A 16,162-nucleotide genomic window follows, 5' to 3' on the forward strand; every position below is an offset into this window, starting at 1 on the left:
TCTGGACAAAAAATCCAGGAATGACGACGGCGGGTGGTGGGGTTCCTAAAGAACCGCACCACCCGCCGTCGAGCGTTGAATGGGGACTAGTGGCCGGTGGGCACGTAGCGCTTGATGGAGGCTTCCAGCTCCGCCTCTGCGGCGGCACGGTCGCCCCAGCCCTCGGCCTTGACCCATTTTCCGGGCTCCAGGTCCTTGTAACGGGTGAAGAAGTGCTCGATCTCCTTGATCAGGAAGTCATTGACGTCGCTGACTTCCTGGATGTGGTCAAAGCGGGCATCCACAGGGACGCACAGGATCTTGGCGTCGCCGCCGCCGTCGTCAGTCATGTTGAAGACGCCGATAGGGCGGGATTCAACGATGACGCCGGGGTGCAGGTCGAAGTCCTGCAGGAGCACCAGCGCGTCCAACGGGTCACCGTCCTCGCCGAGGGTGTTCTCGAAGTATCCGTAGTGCGTGGGGTACTGCATGGAGGTGAAGAGGACGCGGTCCAGGCGGACGCGGCCGGTCTCGTGGTCGACTTCGTACTTGACGCGTGATCCCTTGGGGATCTCGATGGTCACGTCATGCTTCATGGAATGCTCCTCGGCAATTCGGGGGGTTCGCGGCACTTCTGACGGGCAACAAAAAGGACTGTCAGTGCCGCCGACTATTATCGAGGATATAGCGAGAGGCCCTGGAATCAGGAACTTGTGGGGAAATTTCAGGACTTGAGGACCGGCACCGGCATGACCAAAACGAGCGGCACGAACCAGTGGCCCGGCCGTGCCCGGCAGGCGGCGCGGAGCGGCGCCAGTGGTCTGCGGAGGTCCTGGCCGGCGGTCCTGCTGTCCATGCTCCTGGTGGCCCTTGCCGTCCCGGCAGCCCTGCTGGTGGCACCGGGCTTCCTTGGACCGGAACCACCGGCCCCCGCCCCGCCCGCACCCGCCTGGCAGCAGGTTCCGGCCACTCTTTCCACCGTGCAGGGACTCGCCCCGCCGGATGGGTCGGCCCCGGCGCCCCTTCCGTCCAGCGTCAGCGCCCGGCTGGAGCCGCTGTTGAAGACCGACGGCGGCGGGACCTTTACCGGGCTGGTGCAGGACGCCCTCACGGGCCAGGTGCTGTTTGACCGTGGCGGTTCCGAGAACCGGGTGCCGGCATCCAACATGAAGTTGCTGGCGGCCGTCGCCGCCCTGCGGTCGCTGGGCCCGGAACACCGCTTCACCACCCAGGCTGCAGCCGGGCCGGCGCCCGGCCAGGTGGTGCTGGCCGGCGGCGGCGACGTCCTTCTTGGACCCGGTGAGTCCGCCCCGGAGCAGGTGATGGGCCACGCAGGACTGGCAACGCTGGCTGCACGGACCGTGGAGGCGCTGCAGGAGGGCGGTGCGGCAGGGGAAATCAAGGTACTGGTGGACGATTCCCTTTTTTCCGGCCCCGCCCTGAACCCGGCGTGGCAATCAGGGGACGTGGCGGCCGGTGAAGTTGCTCCCGTGTATCCCCTGGCTTTGAACTCCGCCCGCTACGATCCCGCCGTTACCACTGGTCCCCGCCCGCAGGATGCGGCGATGGCGGCAGGGGAGGAGTTCGCCGCCCGGCTGCGGACGGCAGGTGCCGCCGCGGGACTCACCGTGGCAGCCGCCGTCGAACGCCTGCCGCAGGCGGGAGGCACGCCGGCGCTGCCAAGCCCCGAGGGAGCGAGCCAGCCGGCGGTGCTGGGAGAGGTGCAGTCGGCCACCGTTGCTGAGCAGGTGAACCTGATGCTCCAGGACTCGGACAACTACCTGGCGGAGGCGTTGGGCCGGCTGACGGCATTGGCTGGCGGGCTGCCGGGCAGTAACGACGGCGCCACGGCGGCAGTGGGCGCGCAGCTGGCCGCTGCAGGCCTGGCTTCTGAAGGGATGAAGCTGGTGGACGTGTGCGGCCTCGCCATGGGCAACCAGGTCCCGGCCCGGCAGTTTGCCGAGGTGGTGCGGGCCATCGCGTCCGGTACGGATACCCGGCTCCGGGCTGCCCTGGACGGCTTCCCGGTGGCCGGCCTCTCCGGAACCTTGGAGACCCGGTACCGTGACGCGGCCACCGCCCGGGGCGCGGGGCTGGTGCGTGCCAAGACCGGCACGCTGAACACCGTGCTGGCATTGAGCGGCTACGTGGTGGATGCGGACGGCCGGCTGCTGGTCTTTTCCTTTATTGGGAACGGGCTGGCCCCGGGCGCGGCGGGTAACAAGGAAGCGCTGGACCGCGCCGCCACCGCGCTCGCCGGCTGCGGCTGCCGCTAGGGTTGGGACGCGAAGCGAAAGGGCGGTCCTGCCCCACATGAACGGCCCTGGTCCCCGGATGCGCCAGCATCGCCCATGCGGCGCCGCGACGCCCCTGCGCGGGCAGATGGTTCGCCGGTGAGCGAACTTAAGGACTATCCCAAGCCTGCTGTGTTCTGATGGGAACCATGGAGTCAACTGCACGCGAGTCGTCAGCCAAGACGTTGTCCGCCACGGCACAGTCCCTGATCAACTGGGACCTCGCCGCTTCCACCGCCGCGCGCCTGGCTCCGGCCGGGCCCATGCTGGACCAGGCCGCCATCAGCGAGGCCGTGGACAGCCTGCGGCGCCTGGCGGATGTGTCCGTTGACCATGTCCATCAGATCACCGGGCTGGAAGCCGCCCGCGATCTCCGCGACTCCTCCGTGCTGGTGGTGGACCGCGCGTCCTGGGCCAAGGCCAATACGCAAAGCTTCGCCGTGATGCTCAAACCCGCCATGGAAAAGATGCTGGAAAGCAGGCAGGGCAACCTGAGCCCAAGCGCCGCGAGCGTCAGCGGGGCCATCACGGCAAGCCAGCTCGGCGCCGTCCTGGCATTCCTGGCCAGCAAGGTCCTTGGCCAGTACGATCCCTTCGCGGCCCTTGCGGAAGGGTCCACCGCACCACCGGCCGGCCGGCTCCTGCTCGTGGCCCCGAACATTGTGGCCGTGGAGCGCGAACTCAACGTCACCCCGGAGGATTTCCGGCTCTGGGTGTGCCTGCACGAGCAGACCCACCGTGTGCAGTTCGCCGCCGCCCCGTGGCTCCGGCACCACATGCTCGAGCAGATCGACCAACTCAGCGTGCACCTGCTGGGCAACGTCGATTCCCTGATGGACCGTGCAACCGCCGCTGCCCGTTCCCTGAAGGACCGCAGTGCCTCCGGAAACACCCCCGGCCGCGGTGCCATCCTGGACCTCCTCCAGGACCCCGAGGAGAAGGCCGCAATCTCGCACCTCACCGCTGTGATGAGCCTGCTGGAAGGCCATGCGAACGTGGTGATGGACGCCGTGGACGCCAGCATCATTCCGTCCGTCAAGACCATCCGCCAGCGGTTCAACGACCGCGGCAAGGACCGCGGCGTGATCGAAAAGTTCATCCGCAGCCTCCTGGGACTGGACGCGAAAATGCGGCAGTACTCCGACGGCGCCAGGTTTGTGCGGGCCGTGGTGGACGCAGCCGGCATGGAGGGCTTTAACAAGGTATGGGAATCTGCGGACCACCTGCCCACCGAACCCGAGATCCACGACGCCAAGCTGTGGCTTGAGCGGATGGGACTCTGATTGCCGGGCATCCAACCACCTGAGGCCGCTGCTGCTGTTGATGAGGCCGCCGCGGATTCCGCCCAGCGGGCTGGAACCGGCGGTTCCACGGCCGGTTCCAGGAGCGGACGACGACGGCCCGGCAGGCTGGCGCCCACCGTCGGCAAGGCGCGCAAAGCCCTGGGGGACGCACTGGCGCAGGCCGGCTATCCGCGCCACGTCCTGGTTGCCTGCAGCGGCGGACCGGACTCCCTGGCACTGGCCGCCGTGGCGGCCTACTTTGCCCGGCGCGGCCATGTGGACGGCCACCCGGTGACGGTGGGCGCGGCAGTCGTGGACCACCAATTGCAGGAAGGCTCAGCGCAGGTCGCCGCCAGGACCGCGGAAACCCTGAAGGAGCTTGGGTTGGCCCCGGTGGAAATCCGGACCGTCACGGTGGCCGGCGCCGGCATGGGCCCGGAGGCGGCGGCGCGGGAGGCCCGGCACGCGGCACTCGAAGAGGCAGCGGCAAGCCAGGGGGCCGCGGCAATCCTGCTGGGCCATACCCTGGACGACCAGGCCGAACAGGTGCTCCTGGGCCTGGCGCGCGGCTCGGGCACACGGTCCCTCGCGGGGATGAGGCCGGCCCGCGGCAAGCTCTTGCGGCCGTTCCTGGGGCTTCGCCGGGCGGATACGGAAGAGATCTGCGAGGTGGAGGAGCTCGAGCCCTGGCATGATCCCACCAACCGGGACCCGTCCTATGCCCGGTCCCGGACGCGGGTGGAGGTCCTGCCCCACCTGGAGGAAAAACTCGGTCCCGGCGTCGCGGAATCCCTGGCCCGCACAGCCTCCATCCTGCAGCTGGACGCCGACTACCTTGAGGATGTGGCCGAAGCCACGTTTGCGTCCATGGTGGAGCGCAACGGTCCGGAACTGAGCCTTCCGGAGGAGGCGTTGCGCGCCCTGCCCCCTGCCATCCGGTACCGCGTGATCGCCAAGGCCGCGGCCGACGTCGGCGGGCAGCAGCCCAGCTACCAGCGCCTTTTGGCGGCGGAGGCGCTGCTGCGGCGGCACGGTTCGGCGGGGCCGGTGGAACTCCCCGGCGGAGTGAGTGCCTACCGCCTGTCCCTCGTCCAGCTGGCCGGCGCGGAAGCAGCGGACGGCCCGGCTGCCGGCAGCGAAGCCAAACCCGTTCCCCGCGGAGCCGCACGCTGTGGGAAGCTAGTACTCCGGCCTCAAAAGCCGCCCGCAAAATAGTCGCACCCCCGCATCTACACAGGAGCCATTGGTGGATTCAAACGACGTCCAGGCAGACCTCAAGCACGTTCTCTACACCAAGGAACAGATCCAGCAGCGGATCACCGAACTCGCTGCCCAGATCGACAAGGACTACGAGGGCCGCGAAATCCTCATCGTGGGTGTGCTCAAGGGCGCGGTGATGGTCATGGCGGACCTGGCCCGGGCGCTGCACAGCCACATTTCCATGGACTGGATGGCGGTGTCCTCCTACGGATCCGGCACCCAGTCTTCCGGGGTTGTCCGCATCCTGAAGGACCTGGACACGGACCTGATGGGTAAGGACGTGCTGATCGTCGAGGACATCATCGACTCCGGCCTCACCCTGTCCTGGCTGAAGACCAACCTGGAATCGCGCGGCACGGCGTCGGTGGAGATCTGCACGGCCTTCCGCAAGCCCACCGCCGCCAAGGTGGAAATCGACGTCAAGTACGTGGGCTACGACATCCCCAACGAATTCGTGGTCGGCTATGGCCTGGACTACGCCGAGAAGTACCGCAACCTGGACTTCGTGGGCACCCTGGCCCCGCACGTTTACGAGTAGGCTGCACCTTCCGGACCGCCGCCGAGCCGCCGTCGGCACTTCCTTGAAAACACCGCCCTTGGGGCAGGCACTCCGCCGTCCTGGCAGCGCTACGCCCACAGGGAACTTTTGCCGTCCATCATGCGTGATCTACTCCGGACGGTGTATAGCTAGAAGCTGACGCAGCACCATCACGCGCGCAGACTACTCGCCGTGCAGCACTACCAGAAGGGACGGGGTTAGCCCCCGAACAGATGAAAGCTAAGAACTTCTTCAAAGGCCCGGGCATCTGGATCGTCGTCGTGGTCGGTCTGCTCCTGGTGGCCTTTGCAACGCTTGCCCCTGGTGGTGCGGCACGGATTGACACCGACAAGGGCCTTGAACTGCTCTCCGGGGACCAGGTGGAGCAGGCCAAGATCTTCGACGGCGAAAACCGCGTTGACCTGACTTTGAAGGACAACCTGCAGCTGGACGGCCAGGACAAGGGCAAGAGCGTCCAGTTCTTCTTCGTGGACGCCCGGGCCGAAGACGTGGTCAAGGCCGTCACGGAATCCAAGCCGGCCCAGGGCTACACGGACCAGCCGATTGAGAGCAACTGGTTCTCCGGCCTGCTCTCCCTCCTGATTCCCGTTATCCTCCTGGGCGCCCTCTTCTGGTTCCTGATGACCCGTATGCAGGGCGGCGGCTCCAAGATCATGCAGTTCGGCAAGTCCAAGGCGAAGATGGTCAGCAAGGACATGCCGCAGGTGACGTTCGCCGACGTCGCAGGATCCGACGAAGCCGTGGAAGAGCTCCAGGAGATCAAGGAATTCCTCCAGGAGCCCGCCAAGTTCCAGGCCGTCGGCGCCAAGATCCCTAAGGGTGTGCTGCTGTACGGCCCTCCGGGCACCGGCAAGACCCTCCTTGCCCGCGCCGTTGCGGGCGAGGCCGGCGTCCCGTTCTTCTCCATCTCTGGCTCCGACTTCGTGGAGATGTTCGTGGGTGTGGGCGCCTCCCGTGTCCGCGACCTTTTCGAGCAGGCCAAGGCCAACTCCCCGGCCATCATCTTCGTGGACGAGATCGACGCCGTGGGCCGCCACCGCGGTGCCGGCATCGGCGGCGGCAACGACGAACGCGAGCAGACCCTCAACCAGCTCCTGGTGGAGATGGACGGCTTCGACGTCAAGACCAACGTCATCCTCATCGCGGCCACCAACCGCCCGGACGTGCTGGACCCCGCACTGCTCCGCCCCGGACGTTTCGACCGGCAGATCGGCGTGGAAGCGCCGGACCTGATCGGCCGCGACCAGATCCTGCAGGTCCACTCGAAGGGCAAGCCGATGGCGCCCGGTGTGGACCTCAAGGCCGTGGCCAAGAAGACTCCCGGGTACACCGGCGCGGACCTGGCCAACGTCCTGAACGAGGCAGCGCTGCTCACCGCGCGCTCCAACGCGAACCTCATTGACGACCGCGCCCTGGACGAAGCCATCGACCGCGTCATGGCCGGCCCCCAGAAGCGCAGCCGCGTGATGAAGGAGCACGAGCGCAAGATCACCGCGTACCACGAGGGCGGCCACGCCCTGGTGGCGGCAGCGCTGCGGAACTCCGCCCCGGTCACCAAGATCACCATCCTGCCCCGTGGCCGCGCCCTGGGGTACACCATGGTGGTCCCGGACAACGACAAGTACTCCGTGACCCGCAACGAACTGCTGGACCAGATGGCCTACGCCATGGGCGGCAGGGTGGCGGAAGAAATCGTGTTCCATGACCCCTCCACCGGCGCGTCCAATGACATCGAAAAGGCCACCGGCACCGCACGCAAGATGGTCACCGAGTACGGCATGAGCGAACGCGTCGGCGCAGTCCGCCTGGGCCAGGGCGGCGGAGAGCCCTTCCTGGGCCGCGACGCCGGGCACGAGCGCAACTACTCCGACCAGATCGCCTACGTGGTGGACGAGGAAGTGCGCCGGCTCATTGACCAGGCCCACGACGAGGCTTACGCCATCCTCACCGAGAACCGCGACGTCCTGGACCGGCTGGCGCTCGAGCTGCTGGAGCGCGAAACACTGAACCAGGCCGAGATCGCCGACATCTTCCGCGACATCCGCAAGCGCGATTTCCGCGAGGTGTGGCTGTCCAAGGAGTCCCGTCCGGTCCAGATGGCGGGCCCGGTGGAGTCCCGCCAGGAGAGGGCTGAGCGCGAGGCCCAGGAGGAAGCCAAGCAGGCGCGCCTGGATGAGCCGCTCGACGCCCGGCCGCCGCACCCGCAGGGTGTTCCCGAGGATGCTCCGTTCCAGGGCGGCGTCACCGACGCAGGCCCGGACACCCTTCGCGGCTAAGCTTTCTACGTGACCCACTTCGACGACGACGACGTTCCCGCCTCCGCCGGATACCCGGCGGAGGGCGGATCCCACCACTCCAAGCACCACAAGGTGGACCGGCCCCGGATCGAGGCGGCCGTCCGTGAGATTCTCCTGGCCATTGGAGAGGACCCGGACCGCGACGGCCTCATCGACACCCCCAAGCGCGTGGCCAAGGCCTACGCCGAGGTGTTCGCCGGGCTGCACCACGATCCCGCGGACGTCCTGTCCACCACCTTCGACCTTGACCATGAAGAACTCGTGCTGGTCAAGGACATCCCCTTCTACTCCACCTGCGAGCACCACCTGGTGCCGTTCCATGGAGTGGCACACGTGGGGTACATCCCCTCGCATGAGGGCAAGGTGACGGGCCTGAGCAAGCTCGCCCGCCTGGTGGACATTTATGCCCGCCGCCCGCAGGTCCAGGAGCGGCTCACCACTGAAATCGTCGAGGCGTTGGTGCGCTACCTCAAACCCCGTGGCGCCATCGTCGTTGTTGAATGCGAACACATGTGCATGTCAATGCGCGGTATCCGCAAGCCCGGAGCGAAGACCGTCACCAGCGCGGTCCGCGGGCAGCTTCATGACCCGGCCACCCGCGCCGAAGCCATGAGCCTCATCCTCGGAAGGTAAACCATCAGACCATGGACTCACTAGCTGCAGCGCCGGGAACCGGCCCCGCAACATCGCCACTGCCCATCCTTCGCAAACCGCGCCCGGCCGCACGGTTCGAAGACCTCCCCACGGACCGCACGCTGGTCATGGGCATCCTGAATGTCACCCCCGATTCCTTCAGCGACGGCGGCCGGCACGCCACGGCGGACACCGCCATCGCGGCAGGGCTCCGGATGTTCTATGCAGGTGCGGACATCATCGACGTCGGCGGTGAATCCACCCGGCCCGGCGCCGAGGACGTCACCCCGGAGGAAGAGCAGCAGCGCGTCATCCCCGTCATCCAGGCGCTGGTGAAGGCCGGGGCGCTCGTCAGCATCGACACCACGCACGCCTCCACGGCCGCAGCCGCGGTGGAAGCCGGCGCTGCCATTGTCAATGACATCTCCGGACTCAGCATCGAACCGGAAATGCTCGAGTTCGTGGCCGCCGCTAAGGTCCCGTACATCCTCACCCACCGCCGTGGTGACGCGCGCACCATGAATTCGCTTGCCGACTACAAGGACGTGGCGGGCGAAGTGGTGGCCGAACTCGCGGGGGTGCGGGACAAGCTGTACGCAGCCGGTGCCACCCCGGAGCAGATCATCGTGGACCCGGGGCTGGGATTCGCGAAGAACGACGCCCAGAACTGGGAACTCCTGCAGAACCTGGACCAGTTGGATAGCCTCGGCCACCGCGTCCTGGTGGGTGCCTCCCGCAAGCGGTTCCTCGGCACGCTGCTCACGGTGGCCGGAAAGTCCGCGGCCCCGGAGGAGCGCGACGGCGCCACAGCCGCCATCACCGCCATCAGCGCCTACCGCGGCGCCTGGGCCGTCCGCGTGCACGACGTCGGCCCCAGCCTTGACGCCGTCAAGGTTGCCGCGCGCATGGCCGCACCCCGCGCCCGCAGCTAAGCCGCGCCCCATGGACAGGATTACGCTGACTGGTGTAACGGCCGTGGGCCATCACGGCGTGTTTGATTTTGAACGCCGCGAGGGCCAGCCTTTTGTTGTGGACGCAGTGCTGTACCTGGATTTCACCAAGGCCGCGGAATCCGACGACGTCCTGGACACGGCCCACTACGGCGAAGTGGCGCAGCGCATCACCCAATGGATTTCGGGCGAGCCGCTGAACCTGATTGAAGCCCTGGCCGTGAGGATCGCGGACGGCCTGCTGGACGAGTTCCGGCTGGCGGCCGTGGACATTACCGTGCACAAGCCGCAAGCCCCCATTGAGGTTCCGTTCGGCGACGTTGCGGTCAGCGTCCACCGCACTCGCCGCGACGGGGAAACGCGCGCCGGGGGACAGCAAGCCCAGGGGGAGGGGCCATGAACAGCGGCTATACCAAGGCGGTCCTGGCGCTCGGCAGCAACCTGGGTGAGCGCAATGACACCCTTTCCGAGGCTGTGGCAGACCTCGTTGATCCGCCGGAGGTGAGGCTGCTCGCCGTGTCCCCGGTTGTGCAGACGAAGGCCGTGGGCGGCCCGCCCAACCAGCCGGATTTCCTCAATATGGTCATCACGGTGGAAACCAGCCTGTCCCCGCACGAACTGCTGGACCACTGCCAGGCCGTGGAGAACAAGCACCACCGCGTGCGGGAGGTGCGCTGGGGGCCGCGGACGCTCGACGTCGACATCATCACCTACGGCGACCTCCGCAGCGAGGACCCCTCCCTGACATTGCCCCACCCCCGGGCCGCCGTCCGCGCCTTTGTGCTCTACCCGTGGTCGCTTATCGAGCCGGCCGCCACCCTGGACGGCGAACGGATCAGCGTACTGGCGGCACAGGCTGACGATTTTGCCGACCTCGCCCCGTTCGACGGCTTCGGCGATTTCGACGGCGTGCCTACCGCCGGAGCGGTGGAAGAACGATGAAACCCATCAACCCGCTGCGCCTCCTGCTGATCGGTTTCATCCTGGCCGTGGCGGGCTGGTCCGCCACCGTGGTGACCAGCCGGTTCGGCATGTCCACCCCGGTCCTCCCGGCCACTGCCCTGGCCACCATGGGCGTGATCGTGGCCATCACCCTGATCCTCGGCATCCGCGTGCTGAAGTGGCGCAACAGCCTCGACACCAACGGCGCCCGGACGGGCACCAAGGCAGGCCCCAGGAAAAGGCCCGTGCTTGATCCGCTCCTCGCCGCCCGGACCCTGGTCCTGGCCCAGGCCTGCGCCTACGCCGGAACGGTGCTGCTGGGCTGGCATGTGGGCATCTTCCTGGACCAGCTCCGCATCTGGAGCCTGCGCAGCAACCAGGGCATCACCTGGCTGGCGCTTGCCATGGCCGGCGGGGGACTGGTGATGATCGTGGTGGGCCTGCTGGTGGAGCGGTTCTGCAAGATCCCGCCGGAGGACGGCGACACCAAGGGCATTGAGGGAAAACCAGGCCGCGCCGTGCACGGTGAAGCCTCCGGGGAAGGCGAATATGCATACCGGGGCGATTGATCCGCCGGGCATCACCTGGCAGCGCGTCTCGCCGAAGTACGTAACCGTCAGGGTGGTGCAGTGGGCCCTGGGCAACCTGGCCACCGTGCTGGTCCTGTCCCTTCCGCTTGTGCTTGTCCTCGCGGGCGTGTGGGCCTGGCCGCCGCTGTGGCTGGCAGCCGCCGTACCCGCCGTGGCTTTGGTGGCTGCTCTCTGGCGGCTGGCGCTCATCCCGCGGCAGGTCCGTGCCATCGGCTACGCCGAACGGGACGACGACCTCCTGGTCCGGACCGGCATCTTCTTCCAGCGCACCATGGCCGTCCCTTATGGCCGCATGCAGTATGTGGACATCGGCGTGGGCCCGGTGGAGCGGTCCCTGGGACTGTGCACCCTCAAGCTCCACACAGCGTCGCCCGGCACCAACGCCCAGATCCCGGGCCTGCCCGCCGCAGAAGGTGCCCGGCTCCGCGAGCAGCTGGCGGCACGGGGCGAAGCCAGGCTGGCAGGGCTGTGACCGCGGAGGAACCGCGTCCGGGCCCCGCCGCTTCCTTCCCTGGCGCGGGCGGCACCGCGGCTGCACCCCCGCCAGGCAGCGCGCACCAGCCATCCAATGCGCCCCAGCCAACCAATGAACCCGCGCCAGGCACTGCGCCCCAGACAGGGAGCGCGTCCGACGGCGAGTGGCTGCGTGTGCACCCGGCGTCGCCCTTTGTCCGCGGCTGGGTGGCCCTGGCCGCCATAGGTTTCTTCTTCGGCCGTGACATCTTTGAACGCTCGCTGCAGGGCCAGCCGGTTTTCGAGGAAGAAGTCGCCGGCCGGGCGTCCTGGCTGCTGGCGGGCGGCGCCATGGTGCTGCTGGTCTCGGTGCTGGGTTTCCTCCTGACCTGGTACTTCACCAAGTACCAGGTGTCCGGCGGTTACGTCCGGGTCAATACCGGGTTCCTGTTCCGGCAGCAGCGGCAGGCGCGGCTGGACCGGGTCCAGGCCATCGACATCGAGCAGCCGCTGCTGGCCAGGATTTTCGGCCTCGCCGAGCTGAAGTTCGAGGTGGCCGATGCAGGAGAGTCGGCGGTGCGGCTGGCCTACCTGAAGATCGATGACGCCCGGCAGCTCCGCGCCACCATCCTGGCCCGTGCCGCTGGGGTGGCCGTTGACCCGGCCCATCCGGAGGCACCCTCGCCCGAGGCGCCCGAATACCCGGTACTGTCGGTGCCGCCCCGGCGCCTCGTCGGTTCCCTGCTGCTCAGCGAGCAGAGCTTTTTCGTGGTGCTTGGCGGCATTGCGTCCGTGGTGCTCGCCGCCGCCACGGGCAGCCAGGCGTTCTACTTCTACCTCATCCCGGCTGCCCTGGGCCTGGCCGCCAGCTACTGGGGACTGTTCAACAAGGGCTACAACTTCACCGCGGCGATCTCCCCGGATGGCATCCGGCTGCGCTACGGCCTGCTGGACACCCAGGCGCAGACCCTGCCGCCGGGGCGCATCCAGGCCCTGAAGGTCACCCAGCCGCCGCTCTGGCGCCCCCTCGGCTGGTACCGGATGCAGGTCAACGTGGCCGGTTACGGAGTGGTGGAGAACGCCGGCGAGGGCTCCGCCCGGACAACGCTCCTGCCCGTCGGCACGCTGGCGGACGTGATGGCCATGCTTGCCCTGGTGCTGCCGGACCCAGGCACCCCCCAGCCAGCGGCCGTCTTTGGCGCGGGGCTCACGGGGTTGGATTCCGACGGCGGATTCGTCACCACTCCGCCGAAGGCCCGCTGGCTCGCCCCGCTTGGCTGGCGGCGGAACGGGTTTGCCGCCACGGACACCGCCCTGCTGCTCCGTTCCGGCCGCTGGTGGCGGCAGCTGGCGGTGGTGCCGCACCAGCGCACGCAGTCCATGGCCCTCCACCAGGGTCCGCTGGCACGCCGGTTCGGGGTTGCCGACCTGATTCTCCACACCACCCCCGGCCCCGTTGTGCCGCGCCTGGTCCAGGCCGGACGGGATGCTGCACTAGCCCTGTTCGACGAACAATCTGCCCGTGCCCGGTTGGCCAGGAAGAGGCAGACTACGGAACAGTGGCTCAGGCAGGTGGCTCCGGACGCACCGGCCATTGGGGTTGCCGGCGCCGGCTCCCAGCCAGTGGCCGGGCCCCTGGAAGCCCACACCACACAACAACAGGAAGGCGGGCAGCATGGCTAAGCCCGGACGCCTCGGCGTCGGAATCATCGGCGCGGGCAAGGTGGGGGCGGTCCTTGGTGCCGCCCTGCGCGCCGCTGAACACGCCGTCGTCGGAGTTTCGGCGGTGTCCGAAGCGAGCCGTGAGCGCGCGGAAACGCTGCTCCCCGGCGTGCCTGTCCTTGAAGTGCAGGAGATCGTGGAGCGGGCGGAACTGGTCGTGCTCGCTGTGCCCGACGACGCCCTCCCGGGGTTGGTGGAGGGGCTTGCAAAGCTGGGCGCCTGGCAGCCGGGCCAGCTGGTTGCCCACACCTCCGGCCGGTTCGGCGTGGGCGTCCTGCATCCGGTCCGCGCAGCCGGTGCCGTACCGCTGGCGCTGCACCCCGCCATGACGTTCACCGGGATGAGCCTGGACCTGACCCGGCTGCTGGACTGCACCTTCGGCGTGACGGCAGATGCCGCCATGCTTCCCATCGCCCAGGCACTGGTGGTGGAAATGGGCGCGGAACCGGTGGCCATCGCCGAGGCTGACCGGACGCTGTACCACGCAGCCCTGGCGCACGGCTCCAACCACCTGGTCACCCTTGTTGCCCAGGCGTCCGAACTGCTGCGCTCGGTGGGAGTGGAACTCCCCGAACGCATGCTGGGCCCGCTCCTGCGGGCCACCCTGGAGAACGCGCTGGCCTCAGGGGAGTCCGCCCTGACCGGTCCGGTAGCGCGCGGTGACGTCGGAACCGTCGCGGCACACGCGGAGGCGCTGCGGGAGTTCGACGGCGGCGGGCACGGGGATGTGCTGGCCGCCTACCTCGCCATGGCCCGTGCCACCGCCCTGCGCGCAGAAGGGCGCGGACTCCTGAAGCCGGACCAGCTGGAGGGGCTGCGCCGCGCCCTCGATCCCAAGGAGGACTGACGATGCCCATCAAACTTGCCACCACGGTGGCTGAGCTCCGCACTGAAGGCGCCCGGCTGCTGGGCGCCACGCAGGGAACATCGCAGGGACTGGTGCCCACCATGGGCGCACTCCACGAGGGCCATGCAGCCCTGGCGCGTGCCGCCGTCGAACAGAACGACGTTGTGGTGGCCACCATCTTCGTCAATCCACTGCAGTTCGGCGACGCCTTGGACCTGGACCGCTACCCGCGCACGCTGGACGCCGACCTTGCCCTGCTGGAAGACCAGGGCGTGGACCTGGCCTTCGCGCCGTCTGTGGAGGAGGTCTACCCCGGCGGGGAGCCGCTGGTGCGGGTCACCTCGGGCCGGCTGGGGGAAAAATGGGAGGGGGCCTCCCGGCCGGGCCACTTTGACGGCGCCCTGACGGTGGTGGCCAAACTCCTCCACTACGGCCTGCCAGCCGCGGGCCTGCCCGCCGCCGGGCCGGCACCGGGAAGGCTGCCTGCCTACCGGGCGTACTTCGGCCAGAAGGACGCGCAGCAGCTTGCCCTGGTCCGGCGCATGGTGGCGGACCTCAACTTCCCGGTGGAGATCGTGGGGGTGCCCACGGTGCGTGCGGTCGACGGGCTGGCACTGTCCAGCCGCAACCGCTTCCTGTCGGACGAAGAGCGGGAGGGGGCCCTGGTACTGTCGCGGGCCCTCCGGCTGCTGGAGGAACGCGCGAACGCCCGGCAGCCGCTGGACCTTGACTCAGCCCGGGCCATGGTGGAATCCCAGCCGCTGGTGGCGCTGGACTACTTCGACGTGGTGGACCCGGACACACTGGAGCCGCTTGCCGAGAACTGCCGGGAGACGCCGTTCAGCGGCGAAGCCCTGGCGCTCATCGCCGCCAAAGTGGGTCCGGTGCGGCTGATCGACAACGCACCGCTGAGTTCCTGACGCCAGCGCTAGATGCAGGGCTCTTCCCGGTTGATCATCAGTTGTTCGAGCAGCGCGCGCTCCGGCCTGCCAGGGTGCTTGGCGACGCAGCGGCGCAGGCGTGCCCTGGCTAGCTCCTCACCGGGTTCGCGGCTGCAAAGGACTTCATCGATGATTTCCTGGGCCTGCCACCGGAGGGACTCAATGGCGAACTCCCGGATCTCGGACGGGGTGTCTTCGGCCATCCAGGGATCAGGGTCTGAGGGAACGCTCTGGAACATCCGCTCTGCTGACATCGGGGCCTCCTTGCACCAGTCCGAGGGGGCCTGGTGGGGCCTCCCCGGCGTCGAAGCACTGCGCTACGGGAAACATTACAGGGGGGAGACCGGTCTGTCTCCCCCGGGAGTAGACTGAAAATGCGATGAATCCAGAGGCGAAGGTCCCGGCAATCCACGAGGTTGCCACAGTCCCAAAAGTTGCCACAGTCCCAGAAGTTGCCGCATACCCAGAAGTTGGCACATACCCCCAGGCAGCCGCGGTGGCCGAATCCGGTCCTGCCCATTCGGTGGACAGGATCCTGGCTGTTGCCTACGAGCTGTTCTCCACGCGGGGCGTGCGGGACGTGGGCGTCAACGAGCTCATAGAGCGGTCCGGAGTTGCCAAAGCCACGTTCTACCGCCATTTTCCGTCAAAGGATTCCCTGGTGTTCGCATTCCTGGAGCAGCGGGACAAACAGTGGACAATGGACGGGATCCTCTCCGAGGCGCGCCGCCGTGGCAGCACTCCCCGGGAGCAGCTGCTGGCCATTTTCGACGTCTTCGGGGACTGGTTCCGGCGGGATGACTTCGAGGCCTGTTCGTTTGTGAGGGTCATGCTGGAGATGGGTCCGGCCCATCCGCTGGGGCGGGCCAGCATCGATTACCTGGCAAAGATCCGCGGCCATGTCCAGGACGTGGCGGAAGAGGCCGGGCTGCTGCGCTCCGAAGAGTTCGCCCGCTCGCTGCTGATCCTGATGAAGGGCTCCGTCATCCAGACCGTGGAAGGTGACTCGCTGGCCGCCGAACGCGCCCGGCAAATGGCGGTCTGGCTGATCGGGCACCACAGCAGCTGACCGCAGGCCGCTCAAACAGCCGCTGTCTGGAAACAGTGCTGTTCAGGAACCGGAATGCCCGGCAGGGATGCGGGGCGCGGCGGTGCTGGACCGGACCACCAGCCGGGTCTGCATCAGTTCGTCCGCGGGCCCGGCGGCGCCGCCGTCGTCGTCCTGCACCAGCGCCAGCAGGCGCTCCACGGCCCGGGTGCCCTGGTTTCGCGGAAACTGGTCGATGGTGGTCAGCCCCAGGATCTCGCCCATTTCGTGGCTCTTCGCAGTTGAGGGTGTAGTCGAGGGTCGGCGGCTGGTTCGTGGATAGACGTCGAGGTCTTCCAGGATGGAAGTTCTCACACTGCCCATC

17 protein-coding genes and 1 pseudogene are annotated in these 16,162 nt (G+C 68.1%); 15 read left to right on the top strand and 3 right to left on the bottom strand.

Annotation, left to right across the window (positions count from 1 at the left end; translation table 11 throughout):
• Positions 1-86 precede the first annotated feature (86 nt).
• Complete coding sequence (locus ACIQF4_RS13805) at positions 87-575, bottom strand: inorganic diphosphatase (protein ID WP_079596875.1); 489 nt, start codon at positions 573-575, stop codon at positions 87-89.
• Positions 576-728: 153 nt separating this feature from the next.
• On the opposite strand from ACIQF4_RS13805, the gene dacB reads away from it, so the two are divergent.
• The 14 genes from dacB to panC all read left to right on the top strand — a co-directional run bounded on the left by dacB (position 729) and on the right by panC (position 14,729).
• A complete protein-coding gene (gene dacB / locus ACIQF4_RS13810) occupies positions 729-2,255 on the top strand; it encodes a D-alanyl-D-alanine carboxypeptidase/D-alanyl-D-alanine-endopeptidase (protein ID WP_400515795.1) in 1,527 nt (508 codons plus the stop codon).
• A 167-nt stretch (positions 2,256-2,422) separates the two neighbouring features.
• Entirely contained in the window at positions 2,423-3,556 is a 1,134-nt protein-coding gene (locus tag ACIQF4_RS13815) for a zinc-dependent metalloprotease (RefSeq protein WP_400515796.1), read from the top strand.
• A 159-nt stretch (positions 3,557-3,715) separates the two neighbouring features.
• Positions 3,716-4,771 (top strand): tRNA lysidine(34) synthetase TilS, encoded by a 1,056-nt coding sequence (gene tilS, locus ACIQF4_RS13820; RefSeq protein WP_400515934.1) that lies wholly within the window; start codon positions 3,716-3,718, stop codon positions 4,769-4,771.
• A gap of 31 nt (positions 4,772-4,802) precedes the next feature.
• Positions 4,803-5,354 (top strand): hypoxanthine phosphoribosyltransferase, encoded by a 552-nt coding sequence (gene hpt, locus ACIQF4_RS13825; RefSeq protein WP_041651844.1) that lies wholly within the window; start codon positions 4,803-4,805, stop codon positions 5,352-5,354.
• Between the two features lie 233 nt (positions 5,355-5,587).
• Positions 5,588-7,651 carry an ATP-dependent zinc metalloprotease FtsH gene (ftsH, locus tag ACIQF4_RS13830; protein ID WP_400515797.1) on the top strand — a complete coding sequence of 688 codons (2,064 nt, stop codon included), beginning with the start codon at positions 5,588-5,590 and terminating at the stop codon, positions 7,649-7,651.
• Positions 7,652-7,660: 9 nt separating this feature from the next.
• Positions 7,661-8,305 (top strand): GTP cyclohydrolase I FolE, encoded by a 645-nt coding sequence (gene folE / locus ACIQF4_RS13835; RefSeq protein ID WP_400515798.1) that lies wholly within the window; start codon positions 7,661-7,663, stop codon positions 8,303-8,305.
• An 11-nt stretch (positions 8,306-8,316) separates the two neighbouring features.
• Complete coding sequence (gene folP, locus ACIQF4_RS13840) at positions 8,317-9,237, top strand: dihydropteroate synthase (RefSeq protein WP_400515799.1); 921 nt, start codon at positions 8,317-8,319, stop codon at positions 9,235-9,237.
• Positions 9,238-9,247: 10 nt separating this feature from the next.
• Positions 9,248-9,655 carry a dihydroneopterin aldolase gene (folB, locus tag ACIQF4_RS13845; RefSeq protein ID WP_400515800.1) on the top strand — a complete coding sequence of 136 codons (408 nt, stop codon included), beginning with the start codon at positions 9,248-9,250 and terminating at the stop codon, positions 9,653-9,655.
• Positions 9,652-10,197, top strand: coding sequence for a 2-amino-4-hydroxy-6-hydroxymethyldihydropteridine diphosphokinase (gene folK / locus ACIQF4_RS13850; protein WP_400515801.1), 546 nt, complete (start codon positions 9,652-9,654; stop codon positions 10,195-10,197). Before folB ends, folK begins: the two co-directional genes overlap by 4 nt.
• Complete coding sequence (locus tag ACIQF4_RS13855; RefSeq protein ID WP_350001338.1) at positions 10,194-10,766, top strand: DUF3180 domain-containing protein; 573 nt, start codon at positions 10,194-10,196, stop codon at positions 10,764-10,766. Before folK ends, ACIQF4_RS13855 begins: the two co-directional genes overlap by 4 nt.
• Positions 10,747-11,259 carry a PH domain-containing protein gene (locus ACIQF4_RS13860; protein ID WP_400515802.1) on the top strand — a complete coding sequence of 171 codons (513 nt, stop codon included), beginning with the start codon at positions 10,747-10,749 and terminating at the stop codon, positions 11,257-11,259. Before ACIQF4_RS13855 ends, ACIQF4_RS13860 begins: the two co-directional genes overlap by 20 nt.
• Positions 11,256-12,923 carry a PH domain-containing protein gene (locus ACIQF4_RS13865; RefSeq protein WP_400515803.1) on the top strand — a complete coding sequence of 556 codons (1,668 nt, stop codon included), beginning with the start codon at positions 11,256-11,258 and terminating at the stop codon, positions 12,921-12,923. Before ACIQF4_RS13860 ends, ACIQF4_RS13865 begins: the two co-directional genes overlap by 4 nt.
• A complete protein-coding gene (locus ACIQF4_RS13870) occupies positions 12,916-13,809 on the top strand; it encodes a Rossmann-like and DUF2520 domain-containing protein (protein WP_400515804.1) in 894 nt (297 codons plus the stop codon). The genes ACIQF4_RS13865 and ACIQF4_RS13870 overlap by 8 nt, the downstream gene beginning before the upstream one ends.
• Positions 13,810-13,811: 2 nt before the next feature.
• Entirely contained in the window at positions 13,812-14,729 is a 918-nt protein-coding gene (gene panC, locus ACIQF4_RS13875; protein ID WP_400515805.1) for a pantoate--beta-alanine ligase, read from the top strand.
• Positions 14,730-14,737: 8 nt separating this feature from the next.
• Here panC and ACIQF4_RS13880 read toward each other — a convergent pair whose 3' ends face one another.
• The gene (locus ACIQF4_RS13880; protein WP_190612831.1) at positions 14,738-15,004 is read right to left on the bottom strand and encodes a hypothetical protein; all 267 of its coding nucleotides are present in this window, start codon (positions 15,002-15,004) and stop codon (positions 14,738-14,740) included.
• A gap of 242 nt (positions 15,005-15,246) precedes the next feature.
• Here ACIQF4_RS13880 and ACIQF4_RS13885 point away from each other — a divergent pair, with 242 nt between their 5' ends.
• The gene (locus ACIQF4_RS13885) at positions 15,247-15,819 is read left to right on the top strand and encodes a TetR/AcrR family transcriptional regulator (protein ID WP_400515806.1); all 573 of its coding nucleotides are present in this window, start codon (positions 15,247-15,249) and stop codon (positions 15,817-15,819) included.
• A 42-nt stretch (positions 15,820-15,861) separates the two neighbouring features.
• Here the strand turns inward: ACIQF4_RS13885 and ACIQF4_RS13890 are convergent.
• Positions 15,862-16,162 (bottom strand): annotated as a pseudogene (locus ACIQF4_RS13890) (hypothetical protein); the annotation flags it as partial.

Source organism: Pseudarthrobacter sp. NPDC092202, assembly GCF_044755505.1.
Classification (GTDB): Bacteria; Actinomycetota; Actinomycetes; order Actinomycetales; family Micrococcaceae; genus Arthrobacter.

What these genes read in the sequence shown, in the direction of transcription:
- ACIQF4_RS13805 (WP_079596875.1), bottom strand. Translation starts at nt 575, where the DNA reads ATGAAGCATGACGTGACCATCGAGATCCCCAAGGGATCACGCGTCAAG.
- dacB (WP_400515795.1), top strand. Translation starts at nt 729, where the DNA reads ATGACCAAAACGAGCGGCACGAACCAGTGGCCCGGCCGTGCCCGGCAG.
- ACIQF4_RS13815 (WP_400515796.1), top strand. Translation starts at nt 2,423, where the DNA reads ATGGAGTCAACTGCACGCGAGTCGTCAGCCAAGACGTTGTCCGCCACG.
- ftsH (WP_400515797.1), top strand. Translation starts at nt 5,588, where the DNA reads ATGAAAGCTAAGAACTTCTTCAAAGGCCCGGGCATCTGGATCGTCGTC.
- folP (WP_400515799.1), top strand. Translation starts at nt 8,317, where the DNA reads ATGGACTCACTAGCTGCAGCGCCGGGAACCGGCCCCGCAACATCGCCA.
- folB (WP_400515800.1), top strand. Translation starts at nt 9,248, where the DNA reads ATGGACAGGATTACGCTGACTGGTGTAACGGCCGTGGGCCATCACGGC.
- folK (WP_400515801.1), top strand. Translation starts at nt 9,652, where the DNA reads ATGAACAGCGGCTATACCAAGGCGGTCCTGGCGCTCGGCAGCAACCTG.
- ACIQF4_RS13855 (WP_350001338.1), top strand. Translation starts at nt 10,194, where the DNA reads ATGAAACCCATCAACCCGCTGCGCCTCCTGCTGATCGGTTTCATCCTG.
- ACIQF4_RS13860 (WP_400515802.1), top strand. Translation starts at nt 10,747, where the DNA reads ATGCATACCGGGGCGATTGATCCGCCGGGCATCACCTGGCAGCGCGTC.
- ACIQF4_RS13870 (WP_400515804.1), top strand. Translation starts at nt 12,916, where the DNA reads ATGGCTAAGCCCGGACGCCTCGGCGTCGGAATCATCGGCGCGGGCAAG.
- panC (WP_400515805.1), top strand. Translation starts at nt 13,812, where the DNA reads ATGCCCATCAAACTTGCCACCACGGTGGCTGAGCTCCGCACTGAAGGC.
- ACIQF4_RS13880 (WP_190612831.1), bottom strand. Translation starts at nt 15,004, where the DNA reads ATGTCAGCAGAGCGGATGTTCCAGAGCGTTCCCTCAGACCCTGATCCC.